Origin of the sequence: Serratia sp. KG1D, assembly GCF_037150675.1 — a bacterium.
In the GTDB taxonomy this organism is placed as follows: Bacteria; Pseudomonadota; Gammaproteobacteria; order Enterobacterales; family Enterobacteriaceae; genus Serratia; species Serratia nematodiphila.
The window spans coordinates 165,503-192,417 of sequence record NZ_JBAGIH010000001.1; the positions used below are offsets into that span (position 1 = coordinate 165,503).

Here is a 26,915-nt window from a genome sequence, read left to right on the forward strand (position 1 = left end):
CAGTTATTCCTCGGCTCCGGCGTGAGCAGCATGTTCACCCATGTCCATACCTTGGCTCATGTCCATGCCTTCGTGCGCGCCAGCGCCCTTGTGCATATCCATGTCGCCCATGAATTTGGCAATTGTTTCTTTGAACAAATTCGGTTTGACAGCGGCAAAGTACTCAACCGGGTTGTTTTCACTCGGCTCTGCCAGTTTGTTAAAGTCGTCGGTGGTGTTCAGGTTTTTAGACGATGCCTTCACCTTGGCCACCCACTGATCGAAGTCGCCTTCGGTCGGGGTAACGATCGCGGTGAATTTCATACCGGAGAAGCCTGCGCCGCTGTAGCTGCTGGAGATGCCTTTGTAGGCACCGGCTTCGTTGCCGATCAGGTGCAGTTTGGTCTGCATGCCGGCCATCGCATAAATCTGTCCACCCAACTGCGGGATAAAGAACGAGTTCATTACCGAGTTAGAGGTGATCTTGAATTCGACTGGAACATCTTTCGGGAAAGCCAGCTCATTAACGGTCGCAATGCCTTGTTCCGGGTAGATGAACAGCCATTTCCAGTCGAGCGACACCACTTCGATCGTCATCGGCTTCTTGTCGGTGACAATCGGCTTGAACGGATCGAGTTCGTGGGTGGTCTTCCAGGTAATGGTGCCAAGGATGGCGATGATAATGATAGGAATGGTCCAGACGACCGCTTCGATCTTGTTGGAGTGGGCCCAGTTCGGACTGTACTTGGCGTCTTTGTTGGAAGCGCGATACTTCCAGGCAAAGGCGAACGCCATGAAGATAACTGGCACCACTACGATCAACATCAATGCGATTGCAGTGATAATCAGTGTCCGTTGCTCAACACCAATTGCTCCTTTGGGATTCATCAAAACCATATCGCAGCCACTGAGCAATACAGTGCCTGCGATTAATGACAGCATCCCAATACTTTTATTGTATTTCTTAAGTCTCATCTAACGACCTCAATAACAAAGGCTCAATTGTCGTTTCATGTGTGCGGGCATTTTACGGGAAGGTTGCAGTACTGTAAACATGCTTAAGGGAGTGTCAGCGGCTTGTTGACACTTTCTGTTAAGGGGGTCACAGATGTAACCCTGCGTGACAATTTACCAATGACAACAACGCGTTGGCACGCTGAATCGTGACGAGCAGCTCGTATGTTAAGGAAAACTAAAGGTATGATGAATTTGGCGAAGAAATGCGCGGCGGGGAAATACGCAGAAAAGGTTTATTTAATGTAAAATAATTGTGTCTTAAAGGTGAATTTAATTTTATTTCCGAGTGCGGCAGTCGGATAAAAAAATAATTTCCGCGCCGATTATCTTTTTTTACCGAAATAAATATATCCCCGGATCGCTTTTTTTTCGGCCGGTGAAATCACCGGCCGGTCAGATTATGCCAAACGGGTGCGGCGCAGGGCGAGGTAATCCAACGTACTGCCCATGGCGACGCCGAGCAGGCTCAGCGCGGCGCCGACCTGCAGCAGCCGATCGGCCAACTGCGGGGCCTGAGTCCAATCCAGCGCGTTGGCGATAAGCAACAGCAACCACAGGCCCAACAGCGAACAGCCTAGCGTCAGCAAGCGCAGCGCCCAACGGTAATATTCTGAAAACTCGGTGCGCGGCATAAAATTGCCATGCTGCTGGGTGTGCTCCAGCGTCTGACGACAGATACCGAGCAGCAGCAAGCCGGGCAGGGCAGCGGCGATAGAGAACAGGTAGAACAACGGCCAACCGTGGGCTTCAACGAACCAGCCGGCGATCGGGCCGACATAGACGCGCCCTACGGCGGACAGCGCCGACAGCAGCGCGAACTGGGTGGCGGAGAACGACCGGTTGCACAGCGTCATCAGCAGCGCCACGAAGGCCGCGGTGCCCATGCCGCCACACAGATTTTCGAGGAAGATGGCGCTGCCCATGGTGAGCAGGCTCTTGTCGGTCACCGCCAGGATCCAATACCCGAGATTGGAGACCGCCTGCAGGACGCCGAACAGCATCAGCGCGCGGAACAGGCTGAGACGCTGCATCAGCACGCCGCCGAACAGGGCGCCGACGATGGTCGCGAACAGGCCGAGGGTTTTGTTCACCAGCCCGACTTCACCGGCGTCGAACCCCACGCCGCGGATCAGGAAGGTGGTACTCAGGCTGCCGGCGAAGGCGTCGCCCATTTTGTACATCACGATCAGCAGCAGGATCAGCCAGGCGTTGTTGCGGCCGAAGAAATCGCGCAGCGGCGCGACGACCGCCTGTTCCATGGTGCGCGGCGCCGGGATGCTTTCATCCGGCTCCGGCGCCAGCAGCGTGGCGGCCACGCCGATCAGCATCAACCCGGCCATTAGCCAGTAGGTGGCTTGCCAGCCGAAATAGCGATCCGCCAGCCACAGCGCCAGGCCGCCGGAAACCAGCATCGCCAGCCGATAACCCAGCACCGAGATCGCCGCGCCCGTGCCGCGTTCTTCGGCTCTCAGCAGATCGGTTTTATAGGCGTCGAACACGATATCTTGCGAGGCGGAGCAGAACGCCACCAGCACCGCCAACGCCGCCAGCCACCATAGGTGCTGCGCGGGTTGCATAAAGCCCATCGCCACAATCGCCGCCACCAGCAACAGCTGGCTGATCAGCAACCAACCGCGCCGCCGCCCGAGAAACGGCGGGGTATAGCGGTCCATGAACGGCGACCAGAGGAATTTGAAGACGTAGGCCTGGCCCACCAGCGAGAAGATGCCGATGGTTTTCAGATCGATATTTTCGACGGTCATCCAGGCTTGCAGCGTGCCGGAGGTCAATGCCAGCGGCAGACCCGACGCGAAGCCCAGCAGCAGCAGAATGGCGGAGTTACGCTGGGTGAAGATGTTCAGATAGTGTTTCGACATGAGTTCCCTGTCTGCGCCGCCCGATCCGCCGGGCGGCACAAGGCGCGGCGATTAACGCGCGTTTTGCTTGATGAAATCGTTGACGCTGGTGTCCTGAGCCATGTCGGCGATCACGTCGCCCAGCACGGAGTTGACGGCGTCGGTGATCTTCTCGTTGGTCGCCGTGAAGGCGCCCTGCACGTTATAGGTCGAGCGGTAATTCTTCACCTGCTTGTTGCCGTTCTTCGCTTGGGCGATGATCGAAATGTCGGCTTTGGTGGTGATGTTGTAGCGCAGGTTACCTTCGGATACGTCCGCGTACAGATTATTGACGACGATTTGCAGCGCCACCGGGCCGTCGGCACCGATCATGTAGCCGCGTGCGCCCATCTGTTTCTCCAGCACTTCCTGCAGCAGGAAACGCAGATCGCGCGATGGCGTCAGCGTGACCAACTGGCCGTCGCGGTTCACCTTGGCCAGCGCCTGGTCGGTGCGCTGATCCGCGCCGTTGATGCTGACAGTGATGCCCTGCAGGGTAGGATCCTGCTGCGGCAGAACGATTTTCGGCGTGACGTTCAGGGTGTTGCTGCTGGTCGCGCAGCCGGCCAGCAGCAGGGCGGCCAGCAAAGGAAGACAAAGTTTCTTTAACATGTTTTCTGTCTCATTCTCGATGGATTTAGCAATAATCAGAGCGGGATAGCCGACAACAAATTGCCGACATCATAGCATCGCCGCCGTGCGGTGGAAGCGCGGAAGGCGCCTGAGTGACAAATTTTTACCTGCCGTTGATAAAAACACGCTTTTTTGGCCCGCTCAATCGGATAATCCCCCAAGCGGCGGGGATGGCGCTCATCATTTGACCGCAGAAAAGAGAAATTTGTCCCGGCGATGGTCTAAACGGGGGAAAACCGGCTAATATTGAACTAGATGGGCACGGTCCTCTGCCGGTGTTGTAAGGAGATCCTATGATTCGCGAGCAAATAGAAGCAAAGTTAAGGGCGGCGTTTGAGCCCGCGTATCTGGAAGTCGTTGATGAAAGCTATCGTCATAACGTTCCGGCGGGTTCAGAAAGCCATTTCAAAGTGGTATTGGTCAGCGATCGCTTCGTCGGCGAACGTTTTTTGACGCGCCACCGCTCCATCTACGGCGTATTGTCGGAGGAGCTGGCGGACGGCGTACACGCGCTGGCGCTGCACACCTATACGCTCAAAGAGTGGGAAGGTCTGCAGGATACCGTGCCGGCCTCGCCGCCGTGCCGCGGCGCCGGCACGCTGGCCTGAGGGGGAAATTTTCAGGTATCAGTGGAACTTTGCCCTTGAATTAGGGTATTACTACTGACGAATTTTGAAACGGCCTGCGGGCCGTTTCTGTTTTTGACGACGACACGGCCGACGCGCAATGTGGCCAACGTTCGGTCTGTTTTGGCGGCCTTTGGGCGATCGAATCGGCAAAAGTGTGAGTTTTAGCGCGCCTGCGCCGCCTAGCTTTCCTCGACTCGCCACGCATGCGCCGCTATAATGTCGCGTCTTATTTTTCCGGAATGGTTTCGGGACGCTTCTGTCATCAGGGAACTCGGTTCTTATCTGTAGCCGTCCTGGTTCTTGGAACGGAGTTGACCGAGCACTGTGATTTTTTTGAGGTAACAAGATGCAAGTTTCAGTAGAAACCACTCAAGGCCTTGGGCGCCGTCTCTCTATTACTGTACCGGCTGATACTATCAAGCAGGCGGTGAAGAAAGAGCTGATCAACGCAGCGAAAAGCGTGCGTATCGACGGCTTCCGCAAAGGCAAAGTGCCGATGAACATCGTGGAACAGCGTTACGGCGCCTCTGTTCGTCAGGACGTGCTGGGCGAAGCGATGCAGCGCAGCTTCGTTGACGCGATCATCAAAGAAAAGATTAATCCGGCTGGCGCACCAAACTACGTGCCGGGCGAGTACAAAGAAGGTGAAGACTTCACTTTCGCCGTTGAATTCGAAGTGTATCCAGAAGTTGAGCTGAAAGGCCTGGAAAACATCGAAGTCGAAAAACCCGTAGTTGAAGTGAACGACGAAGACGTCGACGCGATGCTGGATACCCTGCGCAAGCAGCAGGCCACCTGGAAAGAAACCGATCGCGCGGCGGAAGCTGAAGATCGCGTGACCGTTGACTTCACTGGTTCTATCGACGGTGAAGAGTTCGAAGGCGGCAAAGCGTCCGACTTCGTGCTGGCAATGGGCCAGGGCCGCATGATCCCAGGCTTCGAAGAAGGTCTGGTCGGTCACAAAGCGGGCGAAGAGTTCTCCATCGACGTGAACTTCCCGGAAGACTACCACGCGGAAAACCTGAAGGGCAAAGCGGCCAAATTCGCTATCGTGCTGAAGAAAGTTGAAGAGCGCGAGCTGCCGGAACTGACCGAAGAGTTCATCAAGCGTTTCGGCGTGGCGGACGGTTCCGTTGCCGGCCTGCGCACTGAAGTTCGCAAGAACATGGAGCGCGAGCTGAAAGGCGCCGTGCGTAACCGCATCAAGTCTCAGGCGATCGAAGGCCTGGTGAGCGCGAACGAAATCGACGTGCCTGCTGCCCTGATCGACGGCGAAATCGACGTGCTGCGTCGTCAGGCTGCACAGCGTTTCGGCGGCAACGAGAAGCAAGCGCTGGAACTGCCACGTGAACTGTTCGAAGAGCAAGCGAAACGCCGCGTAGTGGTTGGCCTGCTGCTGGGTGAAGTGATCAGCACCAACGATCTGAAAGCTGACGAAGACCGCGTGAAGACGCTGATCGAAGAAATGGCCTCCGCCTACGAAGATCCGAGCGAAGTCATCGAGTTCTACAGCAAAAACAAAGAGCTGATGAACAACATGCGCAACGTGGCTCTGGAAGAGCAAGCGGTTGAAGCCCTGCTGGCGAAAGCGAAAGTGACTGAAAAAGCCACTACCTTCAGCGAGCTGATGAACCAGACTCAACAGGCGTAATGCCGGCGTGCCGGGCGCGATGAACGGCGCCCCCGGTTTCGCCTGGCGAACCGGCGCACGATGAAAAAGCCCGCAACCTCAGGTTGCGGGCTTTTCTTTTTGCCACGTTGCTGATTAATCTCAGGTTAAGCGGGATAATATGCACTATATTTACCCTGTTGCCTGGGGAACTGGCTGGCATGATAACGGTCAGAATAACGGCATCGTTTCCGGCGCGCGGAGAAAATCGGCCTCTGGGCTTGAAATCGCGCCGGGCTCCCCCAATCTGTAAAGAATAATTCTGGGGCTGTTTGCCAAAGTGCGCGGGATAAAACAACCGTCGGGTACGTGCGGCGCGGGTCGAATGCTTGAGCATAGTCATCATGGCCGTTCTCAAGTAGAATCGGCGTATTAGGGTGACACCCTGGCCGCCAAGGCAATTTCTATTAGGAGACGGTAATGTCATACAGTGGCGAACGAGATCAATTTGCACCGAACATGGCGCTGGTGCCGATGGTGGTAGAGCAGACTTCACGCGGGGAGCGTTCTTACGACATTTATTCCCGCCTGCTGAAAGAGCGCATCATTTTCCTGACCGGCCAGGTGGAAGATCACATGGCCAACCTGATCGTGGCGCAAATGTTGTTCCTCGAAGCGGAAAGCCCGGAAAAAGACATTTACCTCTACATCAACTCGCCGGGTGGGGTAATTACCGCGGGCATGTCGATTTACGACACCATGAAGTTCATCAAGCCGGACGTCAGCACCATCTGTATGGGCCAGGCGTGCTCGATGGGCTCCTTCCTGCTGACCGCGGGCGCCAAAGGCAAACGTTTCTGCTTGCCGAACTCGCGCGTGATGATTCACCAGCCGCTGGGCGGCTACCAGGGCCAGGCGACGGACATCGAAATCCACGCGCGTGAAATCCTGAAGGTGAAAGCGCGCATGAACGAACTGATGGCCGAGCATACCGGCCAGCCGCTGGAGCAGATCGAGCGCGATACCGAGCGCGATCGCTTTATGACCGCGGACGAAGCCGTGGAATACGGCCTGGTTGACGGCATTCTGACACACCGCAGCTAGAACCACGCGGCGCCGATGGACTATAGTAATCAGAGTGGGCAGGGGCTCGTTCTGTTGCGGTCCCTCGGCGTTCCCGATATGAGTTTGGGCGCACTGCCGCCGTGATTTTCCTGCGGGACAAGACTAAAGAAGAGGTTTGACTGATGACAGATAAGCGCAAAGACGGTTCAGGAAAGCTGCTGTACTGCTCTTTTTGCGGCAAAAGCCAGCATGAAGTGCGTAAGCTGATTGCCGGGCCGTCAGTGTATATCTGCGATGAATGTGTCGATCTGTGTAACGACATTATTCGCGAAGAGATTAAAGAAGTTGCCCCGCATCGTGAGCGCAGTGCGCTGCCGACGCCACACGAAATTCGCCACCACCTGGATGACTACGTCATCGGCCAGGAGCAGGCGAAGAAAGTGCTGGCGGTTGCGGTGTACAACCACTACAAACGCCTGCGCAACGGCGATACCAGCAACGGTATCGAGTTGGGCAAGAGCAACATCTTGCTGATCGGCCCGACCGGCAGCGGCAAGACTCTGCTGGCGGAAACGCTGGCGCGCTTCCTGGACGTGCCGTTCACCATGGCCGACGCCACCACCCTGACCGAAGCCGGTTACGTGGGCGAGGACGTGGAAAATATTATCCAGAAGCTGTTGCAAAAATGTGACTATGACGTGCAGAAAGCGCAGCGCGGCATCGTTTATATCGATGAAATCGATAAGATTTCCCGTAAGTCCGACAACCCGTCGATCACGCGTGACGTCTCGGGTGAAGGCGTGCAGCAGGCGCTGCTGAAGCTGATTGAAGGCACCATCGCCGCGGTTCCGCCGCAGGGCGGGCGCAAGCATCCGCAACAGGAATTCCTGCAGGTCGATACTTCCAAGATCCTGTTTATCTGCGGCGGCGCATTTGCCGGCCTGGATAAGGTGATCGGTCAACGCGTCAACACCGGCTCCGGCATCGGCTTCGGCGCGACCGTCAAGGGCGAGTCAGAGAAGGCTACCGAAGGCGAACTGCTGCTGCAGGCCGAACCGGAAGATTTGATCAAGTTTGGTCTGATCCCTGAGTTCATCGGCCGTCTGCCGGTGGTGGCGACCCTGAGCGAGCTGAGCGAGGACGCGCTGATTCAGATCCTGAAAGAGCCGAAGAACGCCCTGACCAAGCAGTATCAGGCGCTGTTCAATCTGGAAGGCGTGGAGCTGGAGTTCCGCGACGAAGCGCTGAACGCCATCGCCAAGAAAGCCATGGCGCGCAAAACCGGTGCCCGCGGCCTGCGTTCCATCGTGGAAGGCGCGCTGCTCGACACCATGTACGATCTGCCGTCGATGGACAGCGTAGACAAAGTGGTGATCGACGAGTCGGTGATCGCCGGCCAATCCAAACCGCTGCTGATTTACGGCAAGCCTGAAGCCCAGGCGTCTGGCGAATAATTAGCCAGTTAAACCAGCGCGTTATCAGTAAAATGGGGGATTTCATCCCCCATTTCTTTTTCCTGCATTCTTGCCGTTGAATGTAAGAGATTCATCCCCATATACTCATTAACCAGATTTTATGAAACGTTAGATGCTTGCGTCTCATGAGATTCCCCCTCAACCTGGCGGAAATTAAACTAAGAGAGAGCTCTATGAACCCTGAGCGTTCCGAACGCATTGAAATCCCCGTTTTGCCATTGCGCGACGTGGTGGTTTATCCGCACATGGTGATCCCGTTATTTGTTGGCCGGGAAAAATCGATTCGGTGCCTCGAAGCCGCAATGGATCACGATAAGAAGATCATGCTGGTGGCACAGAAAGAGGCCTCAACGGATGAACCTGGCATTAACGACTTGTTCTCGGTCGGCACCGTAGCGTCGATCCTGCAGATGCTGAAGCTGCCGGACGGCACGGTAAAAGTGCTGGTCGAGGGGCTGCAGCGCGCACGCATCACTACGCTGTCCGACAGCGGTGAGCATTTCGCCGCGCAGGCGGAATACCTTGAGTCGCCGGCTATCGACGAGCGCGAGCAGGAAGTGCTGGTGCGCACCGCGATCAATCAGTTTGAAGGCTATATCAAACTGAACAAAAAAATCCCGCCGGAGGTGCTGACTTCACTCAACAGCATCGACGACGCCGCGCGCCTGGCGGACACCATCGCCGCCCACATGCCGCTGAAACTCAGCGACAAGCAGTCGGTGCTCGAGATGTCCGACATCACCGAGCGTCTGGAATACCTGATGGCGATGATGGAGTCGGAGATCGACCTGCTGCAGGTTGAGAAACGCATCCGTAACCGCGTCAAGAAGCAGATGGAGAAGAGTCAGCGCGAGTACTATCTGAATGAGCAGATGAAGGCGATTCAGAAAGAACTGGGCGAGATGGACGACGCGCCGGACGAGCACGAAGCGCTGAAGCGCAAGATCGATGCGGCGAAAATGCCGAAAGAGGCGCGCGAAAAAACCGAAGCGGAACTGCAAAAGCTGAAGATGATGTCGCCGATGTCGGCGGAAGCGACCGTGGTGCGCGGCTACATCGACTGGATGCTGCAGGTGCCGTGGAATGCGCGCAGCAAGGTGAAAAAAGACCTGAACAAGGCGCAGGAAGTGCTCGATACCGATCACTACGGCCTGGAGCGCGTCAAAGATCGCATCCTCGAGTACCTCGCGGTACAGAGCCGCGTCAGCAAAATCAAGGGGCCGATCCTGTGTCTGGTGGGGCCGCCGGGCGTGGGTAAAACCTCGCTGGGGCAGTCGATCGCCAAGGCGACCGGTCGCCAGTACGTGCGCATGGCGCTGGGCGGCGTGCGTGACGAAGCGGAAATCCGCGGTCACCGTCGTACCTACATCGGTTCGATGCCGGGCAAGCTGATCCAGAAGATGGCCAAGGTGGGGGTGAAGAACCCGCTGTTCCTGCTGGATGAGATCGACAAGATGTCTTCCGACATGCGCGGCGATCCGGCCTCCGCTCTGCTGGAGGTGCTGGATCCGGAACAGAACGTGGCGTTCAACGACCACTACCTGGAAGTGGATTACGATCTGTCCGACGTGATGTTTGTCGCCACCTCGAACTCGATGAACATTCCTGCGCCGCTGCTGGATCGTATGGAAGTGATCCGCCTGTCGGGTTATACCGAGGACGAGAAGCTCAACATCGCCAAACAGCACCTGCTGCCGAAGCAGCTCGAGCGCAATGCGCTGAAAAAAGGCGAGTTGACGGTCGACGACAGCGCCATCATCGGCATTATTCGCTTCTATACCCGCGAAGCCGGGGTGCGCAGCCTGGAGCGTGAAATCTCCAAACTGTGCCGTAAAGCGGTGAAAACGCTGCTGATGGACAAGAAGCGCAAGCACATCGAGATCAACGGCGACAACCTGAAGGATTACCTGGGCGTGCAGCGCGTCGATTACGGCCGTGCGGATACCGAAAACCGCGTGGGCGAAGTCACCGGGCTGGCGTGGACGGAAGTGGGCGGCGATTTGCTGACCATCGAAACCGCCTGCGTGCCGGGCAAAGGCAAGCTGACCTACACCGGTTCTCTGGGTGAAGTGATGCAGGAATCGATTCAGGCGGCGCTGACCGTGGTGCGCGCGCGCGCGGAGAAATTGGGCATCAACGCCGATTTCTACGAGAAACGCGACATCCACGTGCACGTGCCGGAAGGGGCGACGCCGAAAGATGGCCCGAGCGCCGGTATCGCGATGTGCACCGCGCTGGTCTCCTGCCTGACCGGCAACCCGGTACGCGCCGATGTGGCGATGACCGGCGAGATCACGCTGCGCGGCCAGGTGTTGCCGATCGGCGGCCTGAAAGAGAAACTGCTGGCGGCGCATCGCGGCGGCATCAAAACCGTGCTGATCCCTTACGAGAACAAGCGCGATCTGGAAGAGATTCCGGACAATGTTATCGCCGATCTGGAGATTCATCCGGTGCAGCGAATCGATGAAGTTTTGAACATTGCGTTGCAAAACCCGGCCTTCGGCGCACTGCCGGTAGCGGCAAAATAGTGACGAATCGCAAAAACCATTGATAAAACTTATACTGGCAAGCCATTTCGGACTTGCCAGTATTTTTTTGTACCGCTAAGTTAGATCTCTGTCGGCCCGCGTTTTGTCACCCAGTCGGTGGCTTGCCAAGGTTCGATGGGATTGATATAACAGCTGCGCTGTCGCAACCGTAGGGATTTTTCGGTGCGACGATAGAATTCTAGAGGGGATGATAGAGTGAATAAGTCACAACTGATCGACAAGATTGCCGCAGGTGCTGATATTTCCAAAGCGGCAGCGGGACGTGCTTTAGACGCAGTAATCGCTTCCGTTACCGACTCCCTGAAAGCAGGGGATGACGTGGCTCTGGTAGGTTTCGGTTCCTTTACCGTGCGTGAACGTTCGGCCCGTACCGGCCGCAACCCGCAAACCGGTAAAGAGATCAAGATCGCGGCAGCCAAAGTACCTGCCTTCCGTGCAGGGAAAGCGCTGAAAGACGCTGTAAACTGATTTAGCGTCTAACCGTTTAGCGTAACAGGGTTTTGTAATAAACAATCACCTGACGCAGCGGTGCTGGTAAGGTAAGATACAAGGCGCATCGGACTGATGCGCTTTTTTTATTTTTGTCGCAGGGAACGCGCCTGCGCAAGGGTTGTTAATCCACATCACAGCGGAGTGTTGTCACACTATGATGGACAATTTACGCGCGGCTGCCAATCACGTCGTGCTCAAAATCATCCTGGCCCTGATCATCCTGTCATTCGTTCTGACCGGGGTGGGTAACTACCTGATCGGCGGCTCCGGCGATTATGCTGCGAAAGTAAATGGTCAGACGATCGAACGCGCTCAGCTGGAACAGGCTTTCCAAAGCGAGCGCAGCCGCATGCAGCAGCAGCTGGGTGACCAGTTCTCTGCGCTGGCCGGCAACGAAGGCTACATGCAGCAGATGCGCCGTCAGGTGTTGTCCCAGTTGATCGACAACATGCTGCTCGACCAGTATGCCAAGAAGCTGGGCCTAGCGGTCAGCGACGATCAGATCAAGGACGCCATCCGCAAGGCGCCTTACTTCCAGACCAACGGCCAGTTCGATAACGCCAAATATCTCGATCTGATTGGCCGCATGGGCTACACCGCCGACAACTTCGCGCAGTCGATGCGTCAGCAGTTGGTCAATCAGCAGGTGATCCAGGCCTTCGGCGAGTCCGGTTTCGTGCTGCCGTCTGAATCGCAAGCCATGGCGGCGCTGGTGCTGCAGGAGCGCGACGTGCGCCTGGCGACCATCGATTTGAAAGCGCTGCAGGCGAAACAAAGCGCCGGCGACGACGAACTGAAGGCGTATTACGATCAGAACAAGAACAGCTTCATCGCCCCGGAGCAGGTGAAGGTGAGCTATATCCCGCTGGACGCCGCGTCCATGCAGGACAAGGTGAAAGTGAGCGAAGAGGACATCAACGCTTACTACGACCAGCACAAGAGCAGCTACGGCCAGCCGGAGCGTAAAAACTACAGCGTGATCCAGCTGAAAACCGAGGCGGAAGCCAACGCGGCGCTGGACGAGCTGAAGAAGGGCGCCGATTTCGCCACCCTGGCGAAAGAAAAATCCACCGACATCATCTCACGCCGCACCGGCGGCGAGCTGGGTTGGCTGGAGCCGGAAACCACCGCCGACGAACTGAAGCAGGCTAACCTGACCGAGAAAGGGCAGCTGTCCGGCGTAGTGAAATCCTCCGTCGGCTACCTGATCGTGCGTTTGAACGACATCGAACCTGAGAAACTGAAACCGCTGAGCGAAGTGCATGACGCCATCGCCAAGCAGGTGCAGCAGGAGAAAGCGGTAGACGCCTATTACGCGCTGCAGCAGAAGGTGAGCGAAGCGGCGACCAGCGACAACGAATCTTTGGCCTCGGCTGAGGAAGCGGCCGGCGTGAAAGCGGCGCAAAGCGACTGGTTCACCCGCGACAACATCCCTGCCGCGCTGAACTTCAAACCGGTGGTGCAGGCGATCTTCGACGGCTCGCTGATCGGCGAGAACGGCGCGCCGGGCAGCAACTCCGACGTGATCACCGTAGACGGCGACCGCGCTTTCGTGGTGCGCGTGAGCGGCCACAAGCCGGAAGGCATCGAACCGTTCGACCAGGTAAAAGACCGCGTGGCGGAACTGGTGAAACGCAACAAGGCGCTGCAGGCAGCGAAGCTGCAGGGCGAGAAGCTGCTGGTTGAGCTGAAGCAGGGCAAGGGCGACGAAGCGATGAAAGCCGCCGGCCTGAGCTTTGGCGCCGTGCAGAAGATGGCGCGCGCGCCGGAAGACAGCCAGCTGGTGGAGAGCGTGTTCGCGCTGCCGCACCCGCAGGACGGCAAGCCGGTGTACGGCATGTCGCAGGATCGTCAGGACAACGTGGTGCTGATTGCGCTTGATGCGGTGAAGCCAGGCACGCTGCCGGAAGACGAAATGAAAACCTTCGTCGGCAAGATGGAAGAGGGCGCGACCGGCGTTTCCTTCGATTCGCTGCTGGCGAGCCTGCGTAAAGAAGCCAAGATCAAAATGGGCGCCGCTGAGCAACAGCCTCAGTAATCGCCGCATTTTTCTGCAACGCAGTGCAACAAACAAAGGCCGCTTTCGCGGCCTTTTCCATATCTGACATCCGTCGATTGCTGAATATTCGCCGCCGCGGCAAGGTAGCCGTGCTGTCACACACAAGGAGGATACAGCATGCAATATTCAGAGAAAAAAGCGTTTTTCGGTTACCGTCGTCACGTTAACGCCGCGCTGACCGCGCTGTTGTTATGCCTGGCCGGGCCGGCCGCCGCGGTGGAAAAAAACGAGGAGCCGATGCTCTCAACACCGGCGAGCCATGGCGGACAATCGGTGATGACCAAGGCAACCGAAGAGGCGGCGGTCAGCATCAATCAGGCCACTGCCGAACAACTGGCCGCCGCCTTGAGCGGCGTCGGCCTGAAGAAGGCGGAAGGCATCGTGCGCTATCGCGAACAGAACGGGCCGTTCACCCAGGTTGAGCAGTTGCAGGAGGTGCCGGGCATCGGGCCGGCGCTGTTTGAGAAGAACCGCACCCGGCTGAAAATGTGATCCCGGTCGCGGCTGCGTGGCAAAATGCCGCTGAGGCCGTGACTCCTCTGCTACATTTTACAGGTCTTACCAGTTTGGCGCGTTGACCAAACGGGCGAGGGAGCCCACGCGGCTCCCTCTTTCTGTAATCACCAGGCAGGAGCGATCGTTCCCTATGCAAACCTTTATCAAAGTTCGCGGTTATCACCTTGATGTCTACCAGCACGTTAACAATGCCCGCTATCTGGAGTTTCTGGAGGAGGCGCGCTGGGAGTGGCTGGAAAACGAGCCAGGGTTCCGCTGGATGACGGAAAACAACATCGCTTTCATCGTGGTGAACATCAATATCAATTACCGCAGCCCGGCGGTATTGGGGGATAAGCTGCGTATCGACAGCCAGATGGTGCAGCTCAACGGCAAGAGCGGGGTACTGAGCCAAAAGGTGACGCAGGATCCGGCGGGGACGCCGGTGGCAGACGCGCTGCTGACTTTCGTGTGCGTCGATCTGAAAACGCAGCGTGCGCTGCCGATCGAAGGAGAATTGCGCGAGCACCTGGAGGCGCTCACGCTGAAGGAGAATCCGCAGTAAGCTCACGGGCGGCATAGGCTGCCGCCGTCACTGCCCTCAGGCCAGGCCGGCTTTCTGTTTCAACGCCGCCATCACTTCCGCCTGGTTGGCCCGGTACTGCGTCAGGCCATTGGCGCGCAGGTTGCAGGCGGCGCACTCGCCGCAGCCGTCACCCTTGATGCCGTTGTAGCAGGTCAGCGTATCCTGGCGTACGCGATCCAGCTGGTGGTAATAATCCGCCAGCGCCCAGGTCTCGGCCTTGTTCAGCCACATCAGCGGCGTTTCGAAGCGGATATCGCGGGCGATGCCCAGCGTCACCGCCTTGTTCAGCGCCTTAACGAACTCGTCGCGGCAATCCGGGTAGCCGGAGAAATCGGTTTCACACACGCCGGTGATCACCGCTTCCGCTTCGACCTGGTAGGCGTAGATCGCCGCCAGCGTCAGGAACAGGATGTTGCGGCCCGGCACGAAGGTGCTCGGCAGCGCATTTTTCTGGTTGGGATCGTAGGCGGGAACCGGAATATTGTCGCGCGTCAGGCTGCTGACGGCCAGCTCATTGAGCAGCGTTACGTCCAGCACCTTGTGCGCCTTGGCGCCGAGGGCTACCGACAGCTCTTGAGCCACTTCAATCTCGGCGCGATGGCGCTGGCCGTAATCGAACGTGACGCAGTGAACTTCGTCATACTGTTGCAATGCCTGTATTAAGCAGGTCGTGGAGTCTTGTCCACCGCTGAAAACGACAACCGCGCGCTTCATAAAATCACCTTTTTGGGCTTTGGCCTCTCCCGATACACATTCGGGCGGCAGGATAAAAATTGCGTTGCGGCGACAATAGTAGCAGAAAGGGCCGCCAGGCGCAGGGCGGTTCGGCTCAGGCCGGTGCGTTGTCCACCGGCGGCGGCAGCCATGCCTGGCAAAAATCGAACCAGCCGTGGGCGGTCAGCGTGACGCCATGCATGCGCGGCGGCGCGCTGATCTGATACTGGTAGTGGAACAGCGGCGTGATGATGGCGGCGGCCATCAGCCGTTGATAATAGGCCTGCAGCCGTGCGAAACGCGGTTGCTGCGCCTGCAGCTGCTGGATCTGCCGCAGCGTATCCTGTTGCTGCTGCCAGCGGCTTTCCGTCAGGATGCCGCGCCACAGCGTATCCTGCCGCAGCCAGCTCTCCAGCGTCGCCTCCGGCGCTTCGCCGATCAGGTTGTCCGCCAGCAGCAGATCGGCCTGGGCGATCTGTTCCTCGCTTTGCCAGCGCTTGCCGGCATAGTAACGCACTTCCAGCTCGCAGCCGTGCTGCGCGAGCAAACGCTGTAGCGCGGCCGTCACCGTTTCCAGCTCGACCGGCGGCCGATACAGCAGCGTCAGCCGGGCGGGCAGGGCGACATCCTCTTCGACCTGTTGGTGGGGGATGCGCCAGCCGGGCAGCATTTCATGGCTGGGGGTGATCACGCTGTTGGGGATCGGCAGATGGCTCAGCAGGCCGGACTGCTGGATCAGCATCAGCAGCTTTTGCCCCTGGGCTTCGTTCAGCACGCCGTGGCGCAGGTTCAGCGCCAGATAACACCAGCCCAGGCTCATGCTGCGCTGCACCGGCCGGGCCTGCGCCAAATCGTCTTGCTGGCCTATGGTGATGCGCACCGGATGCTGGCAACTGGTGTAGGTGCCGGCGGTAGGCAAATCGGGGGTGATCCAGTATTCGATGGTATCCAGATACGGATGCTGCAGATGATAACCGGCGTGCTGTTCCAGCCGCACCAGCTGCGGCTCATTCAGTGTCAGCTTGAACGGGCCGGCGCCGATGGCCGGCAGCTCCGGGTGAGTCATCAGGCAAGGCAGCTCCGCCAGACGGTGGGCCAGCCAGTAGTCCGGCAGGTGCAGATCGAACTGAATGCACAACGGATGCGGCAGGCTGATGCGCGCGACGTTGGCCAGGCTGGGTTGGCTGCGCGGATGGCGCTGCAGTTTTTCCAGCGTTTGCAGCAGTTGGTGGCCGGTCAACGGTTCGCCGTTGTGCCAGCGCAGCTGGCTGCGCAGAAAGAAGCGCCAGCGCAGGCCGCGATCGCTAATCTGCCAATGGTGCGCCAGATCGGGCTGCGGTTCCGGGTTACCGGTCATCAGGCGCGTCAGTCCGGCGTGCAGGGTCGACACCAGATGTTGTTCGGCGCGGCCCGTCAACGTGAGCGGGTCGAGCGCTTCCAGCGTGCGGTAATAGGGAATGCGCAGCGTCGGGCTGCCGGCCTGCCATTGCCCGCCGAGGTGCGGGCTGAGCAGATCCTGCAGGTGCTGCGGATCGAGCTGCGCCATCTCCAGCGCCCCCTGATGATTGCCCTGTTGCAGCAGCTGTTGAAGTAGCTGCGCGCGCAGTTCATCCGGGGTTTTCAGGCAGTGCAGGCGAGCGCGCTTACCGCGGCCGGGCTGCGAATGCCAGCTCAGCCAGCCCTGATCCTGCAGCTGTTGCACCAGCGTGCGGGCATGGCGTTCGCTGCAGTAGAACATCGCCGCCAGCTCGCCGATGGTCACGGCGACCGGCGCGCTGCCGAGCTGTTGATACAGGCGTTGATATTGGCTGAGGCGGTGAACCAGGCGCATGGGCAGAAATCCGGAACAGTTTTCTCAAATTGTTCACTATTACTTCCGCAAATGCCATCCCATACTGCAGTGATTGTAATCGTGTTCACATTCATGAGGTCTTTATGTATCGCCTGGCAGCTTTCGATATGGACGGCACGCTGTTGATGCCGGATCACCGGGTTGGCCCGGAAACGCTGGCGGTGCTGAACCAGCTGGTGGAGCGGGAGATGGTGGTGACGTTCGCCACCGGGCGCCACTACCTCGATGCGCAACCGATCATGGCGCAACTGGGGCTGCAGGGGTACCTGATCACCGGCAACGGCACGCGGGTATATGACAACCGCGGCCAACAGCTGCACGCCACCGACCTGCCGGCGGCGGTGGCCGAAGAGGTGCTGCATCATCATTGGCGCACTCGCGCCAGCATGCATGTATTCCGCGACGAAGGTTGGCTGACCGAGTTTCCCGTGCCGGAAGAGATGCTGCGGGCGCATCACCTGAGCGGTTTTCGTTTTCAACTGGCCGATGTGCGCCGTCTGCCGGCGTTCGGCAACAGCAAGGTGTGCTTTGTCGCGCCACATGAGGAGTTGCTGGCGTTGCAGGTGCAGCTGCGGGCGCAATTGGGCGACGAGGCAGACCTGTGCTTTTCCGCCTACGACTGTCTGGAGGTGCTGCCGCTCGGTTGCAACAAAGGCACGGCGCTGGAGCGGCTGAGCTGTCATCTGGGGCTGACGATGGCCGACTGCATGGCGTTCGGCGACGCGATGAACGACAAAGAGATGCTGGGAGCGGTGGGGCACGGCGTGGTGATGGGCAACGCCCTGCCGCAGCTGAAATCCCTGCTGCCGCAGCTACCGGTTATCGGCCATTGCCAACAACAGGCGGTGGCTCACTATTTACAACATTGGCTGCGTTCACCTTGCCTCACCTATTCCCCCGAAGAATGAGGTTCTCCTTACAGCCGGCCGGGTATGACTACCCGGCTTTTTTTTACCCGAAGCCTGGCGTTACAAATCCGCCAGCTGCGCGAGATACGGCTGCAGATCGCCGATGTTGTTGCTGACCCAATCCGGGTTGTAATAGGTATCCAGATAACGCTCGCCGCTGTCGCACAGCAGGGTGACGATCGCCCCTTGCTCGCCGTTTTCCCGCATCTGCTTCGCCAACTGCAGCGCACCCCAAACGTTGGTGCCGGTAGAGGCGCCAACCTTGCGGCCCAGCACGCCTTCCAGCCAGTGAATGGTGGCGACGCTGGCGGCATCCGGCACGCGCAGCATGTTGTCGACCACCGACGGGATGAACGACGGCTCGGCGCGCGGGCGGCCGATGCCTTCGATACGGCTGCCGCAGCTGCCGATCAGGGTGCGATCGCCGTGGTGGAAGCAGTCATAGAACACCGAGTTTTCCGGATCGACCACCGTCAATTGGGTGTCGTGCCCCTGATAGCGGATGTAGCGCCCCAGCGTGGCAGAGGTGCCGCCGGTGCCGGCGCTCATCACGATGTGTTTCGGCACCGGGAAAGGTTCGCGCGCCATCTGGCGGAAGATGCTGTCGGCGATATTGTTGTTGCCGCGCCAGTCGGTGGCGCGCTCGGCGTAGGTGAACTGATCCATATAGTGGCCGTTCAGCTCTTTCGCCAGCTGTTCGGAGGCAGCGTAGATCTGGGCGGCGTGATCGACGAAGTGACAGCGGCCGCCGTAAAAGGCGATCTGCTCCACCTTGCGGCGCGCGGTGCAGGACGGCATCACCGCGATGAACGGCAGGCCGATCAGACGGGCGAAGTAGGCTTCGGACACCGCGGTGCTGCCGGACGAGGCCTCGATGATGGTGGTGTTCTCGGTGATCCAGCCGTTGCACAGGCCATAAAGGAACAGCGAGCGCGCCAGGCGGTGTTTCAGGCTACCGGTCGGGTGAGTGCTTTCATCTTTCAGGTACAGGCAGATGCCGGGAAACGCCGGCAGGTTCAGGCGAATCAGGTGCGTATCGGCGGAGCGCTGAAAATCCGCTTCTATTTCACCGATAGCATATTTTACCCAAGAGTTTGTCATGATATGGCCTCAGAATAGGGGGCTGGTTTATGGCGTAGCATAGCCTGTCGGCGGGAAAAAAGGATTGCCATTTTCCCTGTTTAATCGCCTAATGGGAGAAAATTTTTCTCCGGGTGGTTGCTATGTTAGATAAAACAGACCGTAAGCTGCTGTGCATGCTGCAGCAAGATTGCACCCAGTCGCTGCAGGCACTGGCCGATGCGGTCAATTTGACTTCGACGCCGTGCTGGAAACGGCTGAAGCGTCTGGAAGACGAAGGCTATATCCGCGGCCGAGTGGCCTTGCTGGATAACGAAAAGCTCGGCCTGGGGCTGACGGCGTTCGTGCTGATCAAGACCCAGCAGCACAGCAGCGAGTGGTATCAGGCGTTTGTGCAGCTGACCAGCCAGATGCCCGAGGTGCTGGCGTTCTACCGGATGGCGGGGGAGTACGACTACCTGATGCAGGTCGAAGTGGCGGACATGAAAAGCTACGACGGCTTTTATAAGCGCCTGGTGAACGGCGTACCGGGCCTTATTGACGTCACCTCGAGCTTTGCCATGGAAAAAATCAAATACACCACTGCGCTGCCGGTGCCGGAGTGAAAAGTTAACCGGACGGGCGGCTCAACGGTGGTATCCTGCTCTGCTGAAGCAGAAAAAGAGACAAATCCCATAAAATCCTGGAATCAAACTGCGTGAGATTATTTGCACAAATCGGCTGGTACTTCCGCCGGGAGTGGCGCCGTTACCTCGGGGCGGTGGTGCTGCTGATCGTCATCGCCATCCTGCAACTGTTGCCGCCTAAGCTGGTCGGCATCATCGTGGACGGCGTCACCGAAAAACAGATGTCCACCGGCGTGCTGTTGGCCTGGCTCGGGCTGATGATCGGCACCGCGATAGTCGTTTACCTGCTGCGCTATGTGTGGCGGGTGCTGCTGTTCGGCGCTTCCTACCAGCTGGCGGTCGAACTGCGCGAAAACTTTTACCGCCAGCTCAGCCGACAAAACCCGGCGTTCTACCTGCGCCATCGCACCGGCGACCTGATGGCGCGCGCCACCAACGATGTGGATCGCGTGGTGTTCGCCGCCGGTGAAGGCGTGCTGACGTTGGTGGATTCGCTGGTGATGGGGGTGGTGGTGCTGGTGGTGATGAGCACCCAAATCAGCTGGCAGCTGACGGTGTTGGCGTTAATCCCGATGCCGCTGATGGCGATCGCCATCAAATATTACGGCGACCAGCTGCACCAGCGCTTTAAATCGGCGCAGGCGGCGTTTTCCAGCCTGAACGATCAGGCGCAGGAAAGCATGACCAGCATCCGCATGATCAAGGCCTTCGGGCTGGAAGATCACCAATCCAACCGTTTCGCCGACGTCGCGGCGCAGACCGGGGCCAAGAACATGCACGTGGCGCGGGTGGATGCGCGCTTCGATCCGACCATTTATATCGCCATCGGCGCGTCTAACCTGTTGGCTATCGGCGGCGGCAGCTGGATGGTAGTGAACGGTTCGCTGACGCTCGGGCAACTGACCAGCTTTGTGATGTACCTCGGCCTGATGATCTGGCCAATGCTGGCGCTGGCCTGGATGTTCAATATCGTCGAGCGCGGCAGCGCGGCCTACAGCCGCATCCGCAGCCTGCTCGACGAGGCGCCGGCGGTGCAGGATGGCCCGCAGGCGTTGCCGGCCGGGCGCGGCGTGCTGGAGGTGGATATCCGCGCGTTCCACTACCCGGAAAACCCGCATCCGGCGCTGCACGATGTGGCGCTGACGCTGAAACCAGGGCAAATGCTGGGGCTGTGCGGGCCGACCGGGGCCGGCAAATCGACGCTGCTGTCGCTGATCCAGCGCCAGTTCGACGTCGATCAAGGGCAGATCCGCTATCACGGCCTGCCGTTGCCGCAGATCAAACTCGACGACTGGCGTTCGCGGCTGTCGGTGGTGAGCCAAACGCCGTTCCTGTTCTCCGATACCGTGGCGAACAACATCGCACTGGGCCATCCGGGGGCGACGCAGGCGCAGATCGAACAGGCGGCGCGGTTGGCCAGCGTCCATGAGGACATTCTGCGGCTGCCGCAGGGCTATGACACCGAGGTGGGCGAACGCGGCGTGATGCTGTCGGGCGGGCAGAAACAGCGCATCTCCATCGCGCGCGCGCTGCTGCTGGATGCGGAGATCCTGATCCTCGACGATGCGCTATCGGCGGTGGATGGCCGTACCGAACACCAGATCCTGCACAACCTGCGCAGCTGGGGGCAAGATCGCACGGTGATCATCAGCGCACACCGGCTGTCGGCATTAACCGAGTCCAGCGAAATCCTGGTGATGCAGCACGGCGGCGTGGCGCAGCGCGGCGATCCGGTGGCGCTGGCGGCACAGCCGGGCTGGTATCGCGATATGTACCGCTATCAGCAGCTGGAAGCGGCGCTGGACGAAGCGCCGGAAAACGGCGAGGAGGCGTTGGCCGATGAATAAAGTGCAAAAGCTGTGGCCGACGCTGAAGCGCCTGCTGGCCTACGGTTCGCCGTACCGCAAACCGTTGGGGGTGGCGGTGCTGATGCTGTGGGTGGCGGCGGCGGCGGAAGTCGCCGGGCCGATCCTGGTGAGCTATTTTATCGATAATTACGTCGCCAAAGGGCAACTGCCGCTGATGATCGTCGGCGGGCTGGCGGCGGCCTACATTCTGCTGGAGCTGCTGGCGGCGGCGCTGCATTACTTCCAGGCGCTGCTGTTCAATCAGGCGGCGGTAGGCGTGGTGCAGCGGCTGCGCACCGACGTGATGGACGCCGCGCTGCGCCAGCCGCTCAGCGCCTTCGACACGCAACCGGTCGGGCAATTGATCTCGCGCGTCACCAACGACACCGAAGTGATCAAGGACCTGTACGTGATGGTGGTCTCCACGGTGCTGAAAAGCGCCGCGCTGATCGGCGCCATGCTGGTGGCGATGTTCAGCCTCGACTGGCGCATGGCGTTAGTGGCTATCTGCATCTTCCCGGCGGTGTTCGTGGTGATGGGCATCTATCAATATTACAGCACGCCGATTGTGCGCCGGGTGCGCAGTTATCTGGCGGACATCAACGACGGCTTCAACGAAGTGATCAACGGCATGGGCGTGATCCAGCAATTCCGCCAGCAGGTGCGCTTCGGCGAGCGCATGAGCGCCGCCAGCCAGTCGCACTATCTCGCGCGCATGCAGACGCTGCGGCTCGACGGTTTCCTGCTGCGGCCGCTGCTCAGCCTGTTTTCGGCGCTGGTGCTGTGCGGTTTGCTGATGTTGTTCGGCTTCAGCGGTGAAGGCGTGATTGGCGTCGGCGTACTCTATGCCTTCATCAACTACCTGGGGCGTTTGAACGAACCGTTGATCGAGCTGACGTCACAACAGTCGATCCTGCAGCAGGCGGTGGTGGCCGGCGAACGCATTTTCGAACTGATGGATCGCAGCCAGCAGAGTTACGGTACCGACGATAGTCCGTTGGCCGGCGGCCGCATCGACATCACCGATCTGAGCTTCGCTTACCGCGCGGACAAAAAGGTGCTGCAGCATATTTCGCTGTCGGTGCCGTCGCGCGGCTTCGTGGCGCTGGTCGGGCACACCGGCAGCGGCAAGAGCACCTTGGCCAACCTGCTGATGGGTTATTACCCGGTCAGCGAGGGAGAAGTGCGTCTCGATGGCCGCCCGATCTCCAGCTTGTCGCACCGCACGCTGCGCCAGGGCGTGGCGATGGTGCAGCAGGATCCGGTGGTGATCGCCGATTCGGTGCTGGCCAACGTCACGTTGGGGCGCAATATCGAGGAAGACGCCGTTTGGCGGGCGCTGGAAACGGTGCAGCTGGCGGATCTGGTGCGTGGCTTCCCGCAGGGTATTCACACCCGACTGGGGGAGCAGGGCAATAACCTGTCGGTTGGGCAGAAACAGCTGCTGGCGATGGCGCGGGTCTTGGTGCAGGCGCCGCAGATCCTGATCCTCGACGAGGCGACCGCCAATATCGACTCGGGCACCGAACAGGCTATCCAGCGCGCGCTGCGTGCGATCCGCGAGCACACCACGCTGGTGGTGATCGCTCACCGCCTCTCGACGATCGTCGATGCCGATTCTATTCTGGTGCTGCATCGCGGCCAGGCGGTGGAGCAGGGCAACCATCAACAGCTGCTGGCGCAGCAGGGGCGCTACTACCAGATGTATCAGCTGCAGCTGGCGGGCGAGCAGTTGGCGGAAGCGGTGCGCGACGAGAGCCAACCCGCCTGATCCCACGGGCCGCGATCGCGGCCCTTATTTTTCACAACGCACCACAAGCAGGCAACTCCGCCAGGCTACGCCCCCTTTCTGCACTTTTTCGACGCGACGCGCACCAAATCAGTGCGCATTATTTAACCCATTCAAGGTATCGGTACTGCACCGCGCCGCGGCGCCGCCCGCGTGCTCGCTAATCCGCTGAATCGCCATGCAAAATAAAATTTGGCACAGCCCTTGCTACATATGAGGCGTACCGGGGTGAGTTTGGGCTTAATTCGTGGAGAGACAATATGAAGCTGGTGACCGTGGTAATCAAACCGTTCAAGCTGGAGGACGTGCGCGAGGCCTTGTCCTCCGTGGGCATTCAGGGGTTGACCGTAACCGAAGTGAAGGGCTTTGGCCGCCAGAAAGGGCACGCCGAGCTGTATCGCGGCGCCGAATATAACGTCAACTTCCTGCCCAAGGTCAAAATCGATATCGCCATCGCCGACGATCAGTTGGATGAAGTGGTTGATGTCATTAGCAAAGCCGCCTACACCGGCAAAATCGGCGACGGCAAAATTTTCGTTGCCGAATTGCAACGCGTGATCCGTATTCGCACCGGCGAAACCGACGAATCGGCACTGTAACCGCGAACTCAGTTAAGTGATGGGGATGATTGATAATGAAAAGACTGTTATCCATGTTGGGCCTGAGTTCGGTAACCCTGGTTCCTTCTTTGGCCCTGGCCGCCCCGGCGGTCGCCGATAAGGCCGACAACGCCTTTATGATGATCTGCACCGCGTTGGTGCTGTTCATGACGCTGCCCGGCATCGCGCTGTTTTACGGCGGCCTGCTGCGCGGCAAAAACGTGCTGTCGATGCTGACGCAGGTCACCGTCACCTTCGCGCTGGTCTGCGTGCTGTGGGTGTTGTATGGCTATAGCCTGGCGTTCAGCGAGGGCAATGCGGTGTTCGGCGGATTCCAGACGGCGATGCTGAAAGGCATCGGCATCGACAGCGTCACCGGCAGCATCAGCCAGATGATCCATGTCGCCTTCCAGGCCTCCTTCGCCTGTATCACCGTGGCGCTGGTGGTGGGTGGCTTCGCCGAACGCATTCGCTTCTCGGCGGTGCTGATCTTCGCGATCCTGTGGTTCACGCTGTCTTATCTGCCGATCGCGCACATGGTGTGGGGCGGCGGTTACCTGGCCGCCGACGGCGCATTGGATTTCGCCGGCGGCACCGTGGTGCACATCAACGCCGCCAGCGCCGGGTTGATCGGCGCCTACCTGATTGGCAAGCGCGCCGGCTTCGGTAAAGAGGCCTTCAAACCGCACAACCTGCCGATGGTGTTTACCGGGGCGTCTATCCTGTATATCGGCTGGTTCGGCTTCAATGCCGGTTCCGCCAGCGCGGCCAACGGCATTGCGGCTCTGGCATTCCTCAACACCGTGGTTGCCACTGCGGGCGCCATTCTCTCCTGGACCTTCGCCGAGTGGGTGCTGCGCGGCAAGCCTTCATTGCTGGGCGCCTGCTCCGGCATGATCGCCGGGCTGGTAGCAGTGACGCCGGCGGCGGGCACCGTGGGCGTGGGCGGGGCGTTGATCATCGGCCTGGTGGGCGGCGTCGCCGGCCTGTGGGGCGTCGTGACGCTGAAAAAATGGCTGAAAGTGGACGACACCTGCGATGTGTTCGGTGTGCACGGGGTGTGCGGCATCGTCGGCTGCCTGTTGACCGGGGTGTTCACCGCCTCTTCACTGGGCGGCACCGGTTACGCCGAAGGGGTGACGATGGGCCATCAGGTCTGGATCCAGCTGGTGAGCGTGCTGATCACGCTGGTGTGGTCGAGCGTCGCCGCCTTTATCGCCTTCAAGATCGCGGGCGCCATGGTTGGATTGAGAGTGCCGGAGGAGCAGGAACGCGAGGGGTTGGACGTCAACAGCCACGGCGAGAGCGCCTACAACCAGTAAGGCTCAAAGCAGGGCAGTGCGCTAAAGACTAAAATAATGATGAAGCCAAAAGGGGCGATGGAAACATCGCCCCTTTCTTTATGCTGCGGATCAGGCGTCGCGTTGGCGAATCACCCCTTCCTGCACGGTGGTGGCGACCAGTACGCCGTCGCGGGTATAAATCTGGCCGCGCACAAAGCCCCGTGCGCCGGAGGCAGAGGAGCTCTCCACCGCGTACAGCAGCCAGTCATCCATGCGGAACGGACGGTGGAACCACATTGAGTGGTCAATGGTGGCCACCTGCATGCCCGGCTCGAGGAAACCGACGCCGTGCGGCTGCAGCGCCGTCGGCAGGAAGTTAAAGTCCGACGCGTAGCCCAGCAGATATTGGTGGATGCGCTGATCGTCCGGCATGCTGCCGTTGGCGCGGAACCACACGTAGCGATGCGGTTCTTCCACGCTGCCTTTCAGCGGGTTATGGAATTTCACCGGGCGCATTTCGATCGGCTTCTGGCCGATAAATTTTTCGCGCACTTTTTCCGGCAGCATATGCGCCAGCTTCTGGGCGATCTCTGATTCAGACAGCAGCCCCTCTGGCGGCGGCACGTCCGGCATCAGATTCTGATGCTCGAAACCCGCTTCCGGACTCTGGAAGGAGGCGGTCATATAGAAGATAGGTTTGCCGTGCTGGATGGCGCTGACGCGGCGCGCGCTGAAGCTGTTGCCGTCGCGCAGGGTTTCCACGTCGTAAACGATAGGCTTGCTGCTGTCACCCGGGCGCAGGAAGTAGCTGTGGAACGAATGCACGCTGCGTTCGTCCGGCACCGTCTGTTTGGCGGCGTACAACGCCTGGCCGACCACCTGCCCGCCGAACACCTGGCGCAGTCCCAGATCTTCACTCTGACCGCGGAACAACCCTTCTTCGATTTTCTCCAGATCCAGCAGATCGAGGAGGTTTTGCAATGCCTGGCTCATAAAGTTGTTACCTTTCTAATAATCATTTTGCGCAGTGTGCGGAATATCACGGCGCGGCGTCAACATTTTGCGTTAAGGGGCCGATGAGAATGCTCTTAATCATGGACGCCTTGGGCTGTTTAAGTGATTAATAGGCGGGGTAAAGTGGATTTATCAGTGTTTTGTGCTAGGTTTAATAGGTGAGGTGGTGAAAGCCACCAACATGTTGATAATAAAAAAGGAGACCGATCCATGAAACTCTGGCAAATCGTAGGCGGTGCCGCGGCACTGACGATCACGCTGGCAGGATGCGCGCAAAAGAGTGCCGATGTGCCTACACAGACGGCCGGTAACCCGGCGGCTGCGCAAACGCAGATTCAGGGCCCGGCGGTGACAGGTTCGGTTAATATACGTCAGCGCATTGCGCTGCCGCCGGACGCCGTACTGACGGTCACCCTCTCTGACGCTTCGCTGGCAGATGCGCCGTCCAAAGTGATTGCACAGCGCGCGGTGCGTACTGAAGGACAGCAGGCGCCATTCAGCTTTACGCTGCCGTACAACCCGTCCGACATCCAACCGAATGCGCGCATCATTCTGAGCGCAGCGGTGACGGTCAACGGGCGCCTGATGTTCATTACCGACACCATCCAGGAAGTGGTTAACCGCAACGGCACCCGCGCCGATCTGCTGCTGGTTCCGGTGCAGGGCGTGCCGATGCAGGCTGCGCCAACCGCCATGCAGTAAACTTACTGCGGTACAGCA

General features: G+C 59.2%; 23 protein-coding genes. 16 read left to right on the top strand and 7 right to left on the bottom strand.

What is annotated here, in order from left to right:
• Positions 1–3 precede the first annotated feature (3 nt).
• The 3 genes from cyoA to WFM45_RS00870 all read right to left on the bottom strand — a co-directional run bounded on the left by cyoA (position 4) and on the right by WFM45_RS00870 (position 3,503).
• Positions 4–954 carry a cytochrome o ubiquinol oxidase subunit II gene (gene cyoA, locus WFM45_RS00860; RefSeq protein WP_004940365.1) on the bottom strand — a complete coding sequence of 317 codons (951 nt, stop codon included), beginning with the start codon at positions 952–954 and terminating at the stop codon, positions 4–6.
• Positions 955–1,394: 440 nt separating this feature from the next.
• Positions 1,395–2,873, bottom strand: a complete 1,479-nt coding sequence (gene ampG / locus WFM45_RS00865) for a muropeptide MFS transporter AmpG (RefSeq protein ID WP_336954108.1) — start codon at positions 2,871–2,873, stop codon at positions 1,395–1,397.
• A 51-nt stretch (positions 2,874–2,924) separates the two neighbouring features.
• Positions 2,925–3,503 (bottom strand): lipoprotein, encoded by a 579-nt coding sequence (locus WFM45_RS00870; protein WP_033634001.1) that lies wholly within the window; start codon positions 3,501–3,503, stop codon positions 2,925–2,927.
• Positions 3,504–3,817: 314 nt separating this feature from the next.
• Here WFM45_RS00870 and bolA point away from each other — a divergent pair, with 314 nt between their 5' ends.
• The 9 genes from bolA to WFM45_RS00915 all read left to right on the top strand — a co-directional run bounded on the left by bolA (position 3,818) and on the right by WFM45_RS00915 (position 14,462).
• Complete coding sequence (gene bolA, locus WFM45_RS00875) at positions 3,818–4,132, top strand: transcriptional regulator BolA (protein ID WP_004940361.1); 315 nt, start codon at positions 3,818–3,820, stop codon at positions 4,130–4,132.
• Positions 4,133–4,499: 367 nt separating this feature from the next.
• Complete coding sequence (gene tig / locus WFM45_RS00880; protein WP_031300019.1) at positions 4,500–5,804, top strand: trigger factor; 1,305 nt, start codon at positions 4,500–4,502, stop codon at positions 5,802–5,804.
• Positions 5,805–6,242: 438 nt separating this feature from the next.
• Positions 6,243–6,866 carry an ATP-dependent Clp endopeptidase proteolytic subunit ClpP gene (clpP, locus tag WFM45_RS00885; RefSeq protein ID WP_015376845.1) on the top strand — a complete coding sequence of 208 codons (624 nt, stop codon included), beginning with the start codon at positions 6,243–6,245 and terminating at the stop codon, positions 6,864–6,866.
• A 143-nt stretch (positions 6,867–7,009) separates the two neighbouring features.
• The gene (gene clpX / locus WFM45_RS00890) at positions 7,010–8,281 is read left to right on the top strand and encodes an ATP-dependent protease ATP-binding subunit ClpX (RefSeq protein WP_004940354.1); all 1,272 of its coding nucleotides are present in this window, start codon (positions 7,010–7,012) and stop codon (positions 8,279–8,281) included.
• Positions 8,282–8,475: 194 nt separating this feature from the next.
• Entirely contained in the window at positions 8,476–10,830 is a 2,355-nt protein-coding gene (lon, locus tag WFM45_RS00895) for an endopeptidase La (protein WP_004940352.1), read from the top strand.
• A 216-nt stretch (positions 10,831–11,046) separates the two neighbouring features.
• On the top strand, positions 11,047–11,319 hold the full coding sequence (gene hupB / locus WFM45_RS00900; RefSeq protein ID WP_004940351.1) for a nucleoid-associated protein HU-beta: 273 nt from the start codon (positions 11,047–11,049) through the stop codon (positions 11,317–11,319).
• 178 nt (positions 11,320–11,497) lie between these two features.
• Complete coding sequence (gene ppiD, locus WFM45_RS00905; protein ID WP_004940347.1) at positions 11,498–13,381, top strand: peptidylprolyl isomerase; 1,884 nt, start codon at positions 11,498–11,500, stop codon at positions 13,379–13,381.
• 138 nt (positions 13,382–13,519) lie between these two features.
• On the top strand, positions 13,520–13,894 hold the full coding sequence (locus WFM45_RS00910; RefSeq protein ID WP_336954114.1) for a ComEA family DNA-binding protein: 375 nt from the start codon (positions 13,520–13,522) through the stop codon (positions 13,892–13,894).
• 154 nt (positions 13,895–14,048) lie between these two features.
• Positions 14,049–14,462 carry an acyl-CoA thioesterase gene (locus WFM45_RS00915; protein ID WP_033634000.1) on the top strand — a complete coding sequence of 138 codons (414 nt, stop codon included), beginning with the start codon at positions 14,049–14,051 and terminating at the stop codon, positions 14,460–14,462.
• A 36-nt stretch (positions 14,463–14,498) separates the two neighbouring features.
• On the opposite strand, the gene queC is transcribed toward WFM45_RS00915, so the two are convergent.
• The gene (gene queC / locus WFM45_RS00920; RefSeq protein ID WP_004940343.1) at positions 14,499–15,197 is read right to left on the bottom strand and encodes a 7-cyano-7-deazaguanine synthase QueC; all 699 of its coding nucleotides are present in this window, start codon (positions 15,195–15,197) and stop codon (positions 14,499–14,501) included.
• Positions 15,198–15,312: 115 nt separating this feature from the next.
• Positions 15,313–17,028, bottom strand: a complete 1,716-nt coding sequence (locus WFM45_RS00925) for an SgrR family transcriptional regulator (RefSeq protein WP_336954117.1) — start codon at positions 17,026–17,028, stop codon at positions 15,313–15,315.
• Between the two features lie 104 nt (positions 17,029–17,132).
• Between WFM45_RS00925 and cof the strand changes: the two genes are divergently transcribed.
• Positions 17,133–17,957, top strand: coding sequence for an HMP-PP phosphatase (gene cof, locus WFM45_RS00930; RefSeq protein WP_085336555.1), 825 nt, complete (start codon positions 17,133–17,135; stop codon positions 17,955–17,957).
• Between the two features lie 60 nt (positions 17,958–18,017).
• On the opposite strand, the gene WFM45_RS00935 is transcribed toward cof, so the two are convergent.
• A complete protein-coding gene (locus tag WFM45_RS00935; RefSeq protein ID WP_033633998.1) occupies positions 18,018–19,058 on the bottom strand; it encodes a PLP-dependent cysteine synthase family protein in 1,041 nt (346 codons plus the stop codon).
• A gap of 122 nt (positions 19,059–19,180) precedes the next feature.
• On the opposite strand from WFM45_RS00935, the gene WFM45_RS00940 reads away from it, so the two are divergent.
• The 5 genes from WFM45_RS00940 to amtB all read left to right on the top strand — a co-directional run bounded on the left by WFM45_RS00940 (position 19,181) and on the right by amtB (position 25,220).
• Positions 19,181–19,642 carry an Lrp/AsnC family transcriptional regulator gene (locus tag WFM45_RS00940; protein WP_004940330.1) on the top strand — a complete coding sequence of 154 codons (462 nt, stop codon included), beginning with the start codon at positions 19,181–19,183 and terminating at the stop codon, positions 19,640–19,642.
• 92 nt (positions 19,643–19,734) lie between these two features.
• Entirely contained in the window at positions 19,735–21,510 is a 1,776-nt protein-coding gene (gene smdA / locus WFM45_RS00945; protein ID WP_336954120.1) for a multidrug efflux ABC transporter permease/ATP-binding subunit SmdA, read from the top strand.
• Positions 21,503–23,281, top strand: coding sequence for a multidrug efflux ABC transporter permease/ATP-binding subunit SmdB (gene smdB / locus WFM45_RS00950; protein ID WP_336954122.1), 1,779 nt, complete (start codon positions 21,503–21,505; stop codon positions 23,279–23,281). Before smdA ends, smdB begins: the two co-directional genes overlap by 8 nt.
• A gap of 278 nt (positions 23,282–23,559) precedes the next feature.
• Positions 23,560–23,898 carry a P-II family nitrogen regulator gene (gene glnK / locus WFM45_RS00955; RefSeq protein WP_004940327.1) on the top strand — a complete coding sequence of 113 codons (339 nt, stop codon included), beginning with the start codon at positions 23,560–23,562 and terminating at the stop codon, positions 23,896–23,898.
• 35 nt (positions 23,899–23,933) lie between these two features.
• Entirely contained in the window at positions 23,934–25,220 is a 1,287-nt protein-coding gene (gene amtB, locus WFM45_RS00960; protein ID WP_033633994.1) for an ammonium transporter AmtB, read from the top strand.
• A gap of 90 nt (positions 25,221–25,310) precedes the next feature.
• On the opposite strand, the gene tesB is transcribed toward amtB, so the two are convergent.
• On the bottom strand, positions 25,311–26,174 hold the full coding sequence (tesB, locus tag WFM45_RS00965) for an acyl-CoA thioesterase II (RefSeq protein WP_004940320.1): 864 nt from the start codon (positions 26,172–26,174) through the stop codon (positions 25,311–25,313).
• Positions 26,175–26,405: 231 nt separating this feature from the next.
• Here tesB and WFM45_RS00970 point away from each other — a divergent pair, with 231 nt between their 5' ends.
• Entirely contained in the window at positions 26,406–26,897 is a 492-nt protein-coding gene (locus WFM45_RS00970) for a YbaY family lipoprotein (protein WP_015376855.1), read from the top strand.
• The last annotated feature ends 18 nt before the right edge of the window (positions 26,898–26,915 follow it).

Excerpts from the sequence above, each read along its gene's own strand:
- clpP (WP_015376845.1), top strand. The coding sequence starts at position 6,243 with ATGTCATACAGTGGCGAACGAGATCAATTTGCACCGAACATGGCGCTG.
- ppiD (WP_004940347.1), top strand. The coding sequence starts at position 11,498 with ATGATGGACAATTTACGCGCGGCTGCCAATCACGTCGTGCTCAAAATC.
- lon (WP_004940352.1), top strand. The coding sequence starts at position 8,476 with ATGAACCCTGAGCGTTCCGAACGCATTGAAATCCCCGTTTTGCCATTG.
- bolA (WP_004940361.1), top strand. The coding sequence starts at position 3,818 with ATGATTCGCGAGCAAATAGAAGCAAAGTTAAGGGCGGCGTTTGAGCCC.
- clpX (WP_004940354.1), top strand. The coding sequence starts at position 7,010 with ATGACAGATAAGCGCAAAGACGGTTCAGGAAAGCTGCTGTACTGCTCT.
- WFM45_RS00940 (WP_004940330.1), top strand. The coding sequence starts at position 19,181 with ATGTTAGATAAAACAGACCGTAAGCTGCTGTGCATGCTGCAGCAAGAT.
- WFM45_RS00925 (WP_336954117.1), bottom strand. The coding sequence starts at position 17,028 with ATGCGCCTGGTTCACCGCCTCAGCCAATATCAACGCCTGTATCAACAG.
- smdB (WP_336954122.1), top strand. The coding sequence starts at position 21,503 with ATGAATAAAGTGCAAAAGCTGTGGCCGACGCTGAAGCGCCTGCTGGCC.
- WFM45_RS00870 (WP_033634001.1), bottom strand. The coding sequence starts at position 3,503 with ATGTTAAAGAAACTTTGTCTTCCTTTGCTGGCCGCCCTGCTGCTGGCC.
- WFM45_RS00935 (WP_033633998.1), bottom strand. The coding sequence starts at position 19,058 with ATGACAAACTCTTGGGTAAAATATGCTATCGGTGAAATAGAAGCGGAT.
- WFM45_RS00915 (WP_033634000.1), top strand. The coding sequence starts at position 14,049 with ATGCAAACCTTTATCAAAGTTCGCGGTTATCACCTTGATGTCTACCAG.
- tig (WP_031300019.1), top strand. The coding sequence starts at position 4,500 with ATGCAAGTTTCAGTAGAAACCACTCAAGGCCTTGGGCGCCGTCTCTCT.
- cof (WP_085336555.1), top strand. The coding sequence starts at position 17,133 with ATGTATCGCCTGGCAGCTTTCGATATGGACGGCACGCTGTTGATGCCG.
- ampG (WP_336954108.1), bottom strand. The coding sequence starts at position 2,873 with ATGTCGAAACACTATCTGAACATCTTCACCCAGCGTAACTCCGCCATT.
- glnK (WP_004940327.1), top strand. The coding sequence starts at position 23,560 with ATGAAGCTGGTGACCGTGGTAATCAAACCGTTCAAGCTGGAGGACGTG.
- queC (WP_004940343.1), bottom strand. The coding sequence starts at position 15,197 with ATGAAGCGCGCGGTTGTCGTTTTCAGCGGTGGACAAGACTCCACGACC.
- WFM45_RS00970 (WP_015376855.1), top strand. The coding sequence starts at position 26,406 with ATGAAACTCTGGCAAATCGTAGGCGGTGCCGCGGCACTGACGATCACG.
- WFM45_RS00910 (WP_336954114.1), top strand. The coding sequence starts at position 13,520 with ATGCAATATTCAGAGAAAAAAGCGTTTTTCGGTTACCGTCGTCACGTT.
- amtB (WP_033633994.1), top strand. The coding sequence starts at position 23,934 with ATGAAAAGACTGTTATCCATGTTGGGCCTGAGTTCGGTAACCCTGGTT.
- tesB (WP_004940320.1), bottom strand. The coding sequence starts at position 26,174 with ATGAGCCAGGCATTGCAAAACCTCCTCGATCTGCTGGATCTGGAGAAA.
- cyoA (WP_004940365.1), bottom strand. The coding sequence starts at position 954 with ATGAGACTTAAGAAATACAATAAAAGTATTGGGATGCTGTCATTAATC.